The sequence below is a fragment of the Streptomyces azureus genome, assembly GCF_001270025.1.
Taxonomy (GTDB): domain Bacteria; phylum Actinomycetota; class Actinomycetes; order Streptomycetales; family Streptomycetaceae; genus Streptomyces; species Streptomyces azureus.
Genome location: NZ_DF968512.1, coordinates 21,188 through 28,809 on the forward strand (window position 1 = coordinate 21,188; position 7,622 = coordinate 28,809).

At 69.7% G+C, this 7,622-nt stretch carries 8 protein-coding genes and 1 tRNA gene; 4 read left to right on the forward strand and 5 right to left on the reverse strand.

Annotated features, from left to right (window positions below):
• Positions 1-10: 10 nt before the first annotated feature.
• Positions 11-781, reverse strand: a complete 771-nt coding sequence (locus AOQ53_RS37820) for an ABC transporter ATP-binding protein (protein WP_059424401.1) — start codon at positions 779-781, stop codon at positions 11-13.
• 441 nt (positions 782-1,222) lie between these two features.
• Between AOQ53_RS37820 and AOQ53_RS37825 the strand changes: the two genes are divergently transcribed.
• The 3 genes from AOQ53_RS37825 (at position 1,223) to AOQ53_RS37835 (ending at position 3,739) form a co-directional block, all read left to right on the forward strand.
• Positions 1,223-1,306, forward strand: a tRNA-Leu gene (locus AOQ53_RS37825).
• A gap of 134 nt (positions 1,307-1,440) precedes the next feature.
• Complete coding sequence (locus AOQ53_RS37830; protein ID WP_059424403.1) at positions 1,441-2,616, forward strand: 4-hydroxybenzoate 3-monooxygenase; 1,176 nt, start codon at positions 1,441-1,443, stop codon at positions 2,614-2,616.
• A 214-nt stretch (positions 2,617-2,830) separates the two neighbouring features.
• Entirely contained in the window at positions 2,831-3,739 is a 909-nt protein-coding gene (locus AOQ53_RS37835; RefSeq protein ID WP_059424407.1) for a Bax inhibitor-1/YccA family protein, read from the forward strand.
• Between the two features lie 90 nt (positions 3,740-3,829).
• On the opposite strand, the gene AOQ53_RS37840 is transcribed toward AOQ53_RS37835, so the two are convergent.
• Positions 3,830-4,060, reverse strand: coding sequence for a DUF4287 domain-containing protein (locus AOQ53_RS37840; RefSeq protein ID WP_059424410.1), 231 nt, complete (start codon positions 4,058-4,060; stop codon positions 3,830-3,832).
• Between the two features lie 101 nt (positions 4,061-4,161).
• Here AOQ53_RS37840 and AOQ53_RS37845 point away from each other — a divergent pair, with 101 nt between their 5' ends.
• Positions 4,162-4,473 (forward strand): hypothetical protein, encoded by a 312-nt coding sequence (locus AOQ53_RS37845; RefSeq protein ID WP_059424419.1) that lies wholly within the window; start codon positions 4,162-4,164, stop codon positions 4,471-4,473.
• A 70-nt stretch (positions 4,474-4,543) separates the two neighbouring features.
• On the opposite strand, the gene AOQ53_RS37850 is transcribed toward AOQ53_RS37845, so the two are convergent.
• The 3 genes from AOQ53_RS37850 to AOQ53_RS37860 all read right to left on the reverse strand — a co-directional run.
• Positions 4,544-5,326, reverse strand: a complete 783-nt coding sequence (locus AOQ53_RS37850; RefSeq protein ID WP_059424412.1) for a hypothetical protein — start codon at positions 5,324-5,326, stop codon at positions 4,544-4,546.
• Positions 5,327-5,599: 273 nt separating this feature from the next.
• Positions 5,600-6,817, reverse strand: coding sequence for an acetyl-CoA C-acetyltransferase (locus AOQ53_RS37855; protein WP_059424414.1), 1,218 nt, complete (start codon positions 6,815-6,817; stop codon positions 5,600-5,602).
• Between the two features lie 142 nt (positions 6,818-6,959).
• On the reverse strand, positions 6,960-7,622 hold a 663-nt coding region (locus AOQ53_RS37860; protein WP_148640439.1), incomplete at its 5' end, for an SGNH/GDSL hydrolase family protein.

Sequence of the window (7,622 nt, forward strand, 5' to 3'; positions counted from 1 at the left end):
TGACGGGGGATCAGCTGGTGCGGCCCTTGGCGTCGAACGCCTTCATGCGGTCCAGGACCGTCTCGGCCGTCGGCCGGTACATCTCGTCGACGATCCGCCCGTCAGCGAGGAAGATCACCCGGTCCGCGTAGGCCGCGGCCACCGGGTCGTGGGTCACCATCACCACCGTCTGGCCCAGCTCCCGCACGGAGTTGCGCAGGAAGCCCAGCACCTCGGCGCCGGAGCGCGAGTCGAGGTTTCCGGTGGGCTCGTCACCGAAAATGATCTCGGGCCGGGAGGCCAGCGCGCGGGCCACGGCGACGCGCTGCTGCTGACCGCCCGACAACTGTGCGGGGCGGTGGCCGAGCCGGTCCGCCAGACCCACCATCCGGATGACGGAGTCCAGCCACTGCTTGTCCGGCTTGCGGCCCGCGATGTCCATCGGGAGGGTGATGTTCTCCAGGGCCGTCAGGGTCGGCAGCAGGTTGAACGCCTGGAAGATGAAGCCGATCTTGTCCCGGCGCAGCTTGGTCAGCTGCTTGTCCTTCAGGGAGCCGAGCTCGGTGTCGCCGATGCGCACCGACCCGGAGGAGAAGGTGTCGAGGCCGGCCACACAGTGCATCAGCGTCGACTTGCCGGAGCCGGAGGGGCCCATGATCGCGGTGAACTCGGCCTGCCGGAAGCCGACGGACACCCGGTCAAGGGCGACCACCTGGGTCTCACCCTGTCCGTAGATCTTCGACAGATCCGTGGCGCGCGCGGCCACGGCGGTGGCCCGGTCGGTGAGCGGTGCGGTGGTCACGGGATGGCACTCCTGTCGGACGGCGGTGTTCTCTGGGGGACTTGTTCCATCGTCCCGGTCCCACGCCGCCGTGTAGTCACCCGTTGTTCCGGTTCCGGGGGCCGACTGCGGTCTGACCGCGAGGGGCGCTGTCATACCTGGGGATGACGAACGCCCCTGAGGGGGCCGGGTGTCGGGGAGCGAGTGGTCCACGTGCCGTGAAACCCAAGTGGGCCAGGTGTCAAGAACAGGTGGAGTGCCCTCGTTCAGACGGTGAAATTCCGTCATTCCGCATGCGCCGCCGAAGGCCGCACGCAAGGCTATTGGCAAGTGCGGATGGCGCGTTCCATGTGCTGATGCACCCTCAGACGTCAATAAAATAAGACAACATCGGTCCGCCCTTCCGCTGTTCGGGGGACCCGTCCCGATAGTCTCGGAACCTCGATGCGGAGCCCATGGCCTGCCCGGATGGTGGAATGCAGACACGGCGAGCTTAAACCTCGCTGCCCCTTCGCGGGCGTGCCGGTTCGAGTCCGGCTCCGGGCACCTTCCGATCCCTGTGTGGTCCATTGAGAAGTTCGCGGCGTACCCGTTGACAGCGGTCGCATGCCGTCAGAGACTCACAGCCAATAATGGTGAAGAAAATTTCACTACACGAACGGATGAGAAGAGGGCGTCCGATGCGCACCACCGTCGGCATCATCGGAGCCGGCCCCGCCGGCCTCCTCCTCGCCCGGCTGCTCCACAACGCCGGCATCGACTCGGTCGTCCTGGAGAGCCGCGACCGCGCCTACGTCGAGCGGCGGCAGCGCGCCGGGATCCTGGAGCAGGGCACCGCGGACGTGCTGCGCGCGGTCGGCGCCGGGGCACGCATGGACCGCGAGGGGCTGCGCCACGACGGCATCGAACTGCGCTTCGACCGCAGGCGCCACCGCGTCGACTTCCCCGCCCTCACCGGCGGACGCTCCGTGATGGTCTACGCCCAGACCGAGGTCTGCAAGGACCTCATCGCCCTCCAACTCGCCGAGGGCGGCCCGCTGCTGTTCGAGGCGGAGGCGCTGGCCGTGGAGGACGCCGGCACCGGCGCCCCGCGCGTCCGCTTCCGGCACGAGGGCCGCGAGGACGTCCTGGAGTGCGAGTACGTCGTCGGCTGCGACGGCTTCTGGGGCGTGGCCCGCAAGGCGATCCCGGCCGAACTGGTCCAGGTCTTCGAACGGACGTACCCCTTCGGCTGGCTCGGCATCCTCGCCGACGTGCCGCCCTCGCACGACGAGCTCGTCTACGCCCGCCACGACCGCGGCTTCGCGCTCTTGTCGATGCGTTCCCCGTCCGTCTCCCGCCTCTACCTCCAGGTGCCCGACGGCACCGACGCGGAGGCGTGGAGCGACGAGGAGATCTGGCTCGAACTGGAGCGCCGCTTCGAGACCGCCGACGACTGGCGCCTCGAGCGCGGCCCGATCACCCAGAAGTCGGTCACGCCCATGCGCTCCTACGTCCACGAGCCCATGCGCCACGGCCACCTCTTCCTCGCCGGCGACGCGGCCCACATCGTGCCGCCCACCGGCGCGAAGGGGTTGAACCTCGCCGTCGGCGACGTCGTGACGTTCGCCCGGGCCCTGGCCCACCAGCAGGAGACCGGCTCACCGGAGCTGCTCGACGCCTACTCGGAGACCTGTCTGCGCCGGATCTGGCAGGCCGAGCGGTTCTCCTACGACATGACGACCCTTCTGCACCGGGCCCCCGGCGCGACCGGCTTCGAGGACCGGCTCCAGCTCGCGCGGCTGGACCGGATCGCCTCCTCCCGCGCCGCCGAGACCGATCTGGCCGAGGGGTACACGGGCTTCCCGTTCGGGTGATGTGAGGACGGCGTCAGCGGGTGATCTCCGTCCGGTTCCGGACGTGTCGCAGCTTGGTGATGAATGACCCCCTCCGATGAGGGGAATCACGAAGCGGCGTAGCGTGTTGCGCAGCACGACGAGGGAAAGATCCTCCCCAAGCACTAGGGTCATTCCTTTGCCTACCTATTACTCTTGAGCCAAGGTCACGCAGTGTTGGCCATGGAGGAGTGAAATGAGGAGCAGAAACCCGGTCTTCTCGCGACGGGGGTTCAGCCGCGACAACGGCTACGCGGGCTTCAACACCGCGCCGCAGGCCGGGGGTCCCGCTGTCGCCACCCAGGGCAACCCGTACGCGCAGCCGACGGGCAACCCCTACGCGCAGAACCCTTACGCGCAGAACCCTTACGCCCAGCAGGACCAGCAGTACGGCGCGCCGCCGCAGGCCCCGGCCACCACCGGCCGGATGACCATCGACGACGTCGTCCTGCGCACGGCGAGCACGCTCGGTGTGCTCATCCTCACCGCGGCGCTCTCCTGGGCCCTGCTGCCGGTCGACGACGCCAACATCAGCCGTAGCTACGGCATCGGTATCGGCGCCGCGCTGATCGGCATGGTCCTGGCGTTCGTCCAGTCCTTCAAGCGCAAGGCCTCGCCCGCGCTGATCCTGACGTACGCCGCGTTCGAGGGTGTCTTCCTCGGCGTCGTGTCCAACATCGTCGACAGCCGCATCGCCGACGGCGCGGCCATGCAGGCCGTGATCGGCACGATGGCGGTCTTCGCCGGTGTGCTGATCGCCTACAAGGCCGGCTGGATCCGCGTCAACCGCCGCTTCTACGGCTTCGTGATGGCGGCCGCGCTCGGCTTCATCATGCTGATGATGGTGAACCTGCTGTTCGCGGTGTTCGGCGGCGGTGACGGCCTCGGCTTCCGCAGCGGTGCCCTCGGTGTCGTCTTCGGCGTCATCGGCATCATCCTCGGCGCCTGCTTCCTCGCCCTGGACTTCAAGCAGGTCGAGGACGGCGTCGCCTACGGCGCACCGCGTGAGGAGGCGTGGCTCGCGGCCTTCGGCCTCACGCTGACGCTGGTGTGGATCTACCTGGAGTTCCTGAGGCTCATCTCGATCCTCAACAGCAACGACTAGTCCCCGACGCGTCGTGCGCGAAGGGCCCCGGCTCCGGCCGGGGCCCTTCGTCGTCTGCCGGGCGGCTTCGTCGTCGGGACGGTCGCGCGCCTAGAGCAGTTTGCGCGCGGCCCTCCTCAGGTCGTACTCATGGATGATCGCCTTGGCGTGGCCGTACGCGAGGTTGTGTTCGTGCCGGAGCCAGCTGACCTTTTCCTCGAAGCGGAAGAGTGCGGGGCCTTCTTCGACAGTGCGAAGCCAGTCGGAGATCTCACGACCGGTGCAGTGGGGGATACGGGCGAGCATGTTGCGGTGGGTCTCTTCGGAGAAGACTTGGGACATCGGCGCCTCCGGACGCTGGGATGTAAGCCGGTCCTTCAGGTCACCGTGCCTGAGTGTTCGCCCGTTGGCAACAGTCCCGGTGCGACGCGTACGCTCGCGGCGTGGTTGATACGACGCCTCTGACCCGTGCGGTGGATCACTTCGCCGATCGTTTGAGGGCTGCGCCCCAGAGCCGGTTGCAGCGGGGCGCTGCCGCTGAGGCTCTCGGGCTGGCCCGGGAGTTGGCCCGGAGGGCGCAGGTGCTGGAGGCTCCTGATGCGGAGCCTCGGGTGATGCCGGATGCGGGGATGTTTGCGGCAGCAGATCAGATCACCGTTGCCGTGCATGATCTGGCCGTTGTGCTGCGCAGCGATGCCGACGTCGATGACGCGATGCGGTTGGTTGAGGAGGCGCAGAAGCGGGCGGGGGTGTGACCCGTTCGTTGGCGGGTGCGGGGCGCGTCGTGGCTGCTCGCGCGGCTCCCCGCGCCCCTTTGGGGCGCCCCTAGAGGGACGCGATGACCCTGTCGGCCAAGATGTACACGTTTTCCTCGCCGCACTCGAACGTCAGGGTGTACGCGCCCGAGACGCCTGAGCCGCCCAGGAGGGTCGGGGTCTCGCCTGCGCGCAGGGCGGTGGCGAGGCGCTCCGCGGTTTCCCGGTGGCCCGGGGTCATGCACAGGGTCGTGCCGTCGGCGAAGACGTAGACGTCGAGGGTGCCCAGAGGGCCCGGGCGGACGTCCGTCAGTTCCACGCGCGAGGCGGCCAGCTCCTCCAGTGTGGCGACCGTGCGCTCGTGGTCGTTCGCCGCCGGCGACTGCGTCGGCACGAAGTCCGGGTGGGAGGGGTGACGGCGGCGGGCCGCGGCCAGCTCAGGGGACTCGGCGGTCGGCTCCTCGGTGTCCGCGCCGGGCTCGGACACCGGCTCGAGGCCCGCGAAATCGGCCTGCCGGGGCAGGAACAGGTCGGTGTCGGGCAGACCCAGCAGGGGCGGCGCGTCGGAGGCGTCACGGACCTCCTGGGCGGCCCAGAACGCCCGCGCCTCGGCGAGCTCCCGCTCGCGTTCCTCCGCGAGCGCCGCCGCCACGGCGGCCCGTATCTCGTCGGTGTCGGCATGCGTACGGGCGGCGGGCAGCAGTGCACGGGTGGTGGCGGCGCGGTTCTCGGCCAGCGCGGTGTGCAGGGCCGCGACCTGTCGGCGCAGCTGCAGGACGGTGCGCAGGACGGCGACACCCACGGCGCCCGTGGCGGCCGTGGTGACCAGCAACGCGATCGGCATGGCGCTCACTGACGTACTCCCGGTTCAAAGTCGACCCCCGACTTCCTACATCAGCTTGAAGGGCGGACTAACCAGCTGTCAGTGCGTAAGGTCACGAAACGGACAGGGCTTCGGTGTCGGAGGAGGGGGTGGGGCTGCTGTGACCTGGGCTTCTCTCCGCGTAGAGGGAGATAGGTCACATCCTGGGGGAGATTGGATCACAAAACAGCCCAGAACCCCGGGGTTTCCGGGGTTCTGGGTCAGGGCCTCACCGCACGTGCTATGGCGGCTACGGTGCGGTGCTCAGCTGAGGCGCTCGATGACCATGGCCATGCCCTGGCCGCCGCCGACGCACATCGTCTCCAGGCCGAACTGCTTGTCGTGGAACTGTAGGGAGTTGATGAGCGTGGTGGTGATGCGGGCGCCGGTCATGCCGAAGGGGTGGCCGACGGCGATGGCGCCGCCGTTGACGTTCAGCTTCTCCAGCGGGATGCCCAGGTCGCGGTAGGAGGGGATCACCTGGGCGGCGAACGCCTCGTTGATCTCGACCAGGTCGATGTCGTCGATGGTCAGCCCGGCACGCTTCAGGGCCTGGTTGCTCGCCTCGACCGGGCCGAGGCCCATGATCTCGGGCGAGAGGCCGGAGACGCCGGTCGACACGATGCGGGCCAGCGGGGTGAGGCCCAGCTCGCGGGCCTTGGTGTCGGACATGATCACGAGCGCGGCGGCGCCGTCGTTCAGCGGGCAGCAGTTGGCGGCCGTGACCAGGCCGTCGGGGCGGAAGACCGGCTTGAGGCCCTGGACGCCCTCCAGTGTGACGCCGGCGCGGGGGCCGTCGTCCTTGGAGACGACCGTGCCGTCGGGGAGGGTCACCGGGGTGATCTCGCGCTCCCAGAAGCCGTTCTTGATGGCCTCTTCGGCGAGGTTCTGCGAGCGGACGCCGAACTCGTCCATGTCCTGGCGGGTGACGCCCTTGGCGCGGGCCAGGTTCTCGGCGGTCTGGCCCATCGCGATGTACGGGTCGGGCAGCAGGCCGTCCTCGCGCGGGTCGTGCCAGGTGGAGCCCTCGGACTGGGCGGTCTCGGCGGTGCGGGCCTCGGCCTCGGCGAAGAGGGGGTTGTGCGTGCCGGGCATGTCCGAGCTGCCGTTGGCGTACCGGGAGACCATCTCGACGCCGGCCGAGATGAAGACGTCGCCCTCGCCCGCCTTGATGGCGTGCAGGGCCATGCGAGAGGTCTGGAGGGAGGAGGAGCAGTACCGGGTGACGGTGCAGCCCGGCAGGTGGTCCATCCCCATCTGTACGGCGACGATGCGGCCGAGGTTGTGGCCCTGCTCGCCGCCGGGCAGGCCGCAGCCGAGCATCAGGTCGTCGATGTCCTTCGGGTCCAGCTCGGGGACCTTGGCCAGGGCGGCCTGGACGATCGTGGCGGTGAGGTCGTCCGGGCGGAGGTCCTTGAGGGAGCCCTTGACGGCGCGGCCGATGGGGGAGCGGGCGGCTGAGACGATCACGGCTTCGGGCATCACGGCTCCATTGACGTACCGGGTGGTCTGGCTGGGCTGTCTGGGAAGTTACCCGTACGTATGGCCTGGGTCACGGGTGTGGCGGTGTGACCCTGGCCGCAGTTTTCTAAGCGCTTGCTTTTCCGGTCTCCCGGGACTTTCCTCAGTTCGACGGTGCGACGGGAGCCGGCTCCTGCTCGGGTACCCGCCGGCGCCTGCGGCGCTTCAGCAGCGCCCACGGCCCCCTCGGGCCGCTCGGCATGGCCGCCGTGACCTCCGTGCCCGCCTCCGACGCGGCCTCCGCCGCCGCCCGGGCCACCGGCAGGAAGCCCTCGCGGCGGGAGGCGTCCGGGCGCTCCTCCTCGGCCGGCCACAGGCCGAGGGAGGCACAGACGGTCGGCAGGACCGCCATCGCCGCCGTCGCGTAGCCCTCGGCGGAGGGGTGGTAGTTGTCCGGGCCGAACAGCTCGCGCGGGTTCGCGGCGAACTCGGGGCCGAGCAGGTCGCCCAGGGACACGGTGCGGCCGCCCTGTTCGACGGCTCCGATCGTCTGGGCGGCCGCCAGCTGGCGGGAGGCCCGGCGGGCCAGCCAGCGCAAGGGTTGCTGGACCGGTTCGATCGTGCCCAGGTCGGGGCAGGTGCCGACCACGACCTCGGCGCCGGCCGTGCGCAGCCGCCGTACCGCCGAGGAGAGGTGGCGGACCGAGCGGGTCGGGGGCATGCGGTGAGTGACGTCGTTGGCGCCGATCATGATCACGCAGATGTCCGGCACGGGATCGGGGTCGGCCAGCACCAGGCCCACCTGGCGGTCCAGGTCGTCCGAGCG

Excerpts from the sequence above, each read along its gene's own strand:
- AOQ53_RS37830 (WP_059424403.1), top strand. The coding sequence starts at position 1,441 with ATGCGCACCACCGTCGGCATCATCGGAGCCGGCCCCGCCGGCCTCCTC.
- AOQ53_RS37835 (WP_059424407.1), top strand. The coding sequence starts at position 2,831 with ATGAGGAGCAGAAACCCGGTCTTCTCGCGACGGGGGTTCAGCCGCGAC.
- AOQ53_RS37840 (WP_059424410.1), bottom strand. The coding sequence starts at position 4,060 with ATGTCCCAAGTCTTCTCCGAAGAGACCCACCGCAACATGCTCGCCCGT.
- AOQ53_RS37855 (WP_059424414.1), bottom strand. The coding sequence starts at position 6,817 with ATGCCCGAAGCCGTGATCGTCTCAGCCGCCCGCTCCCCCATCGGCCGC.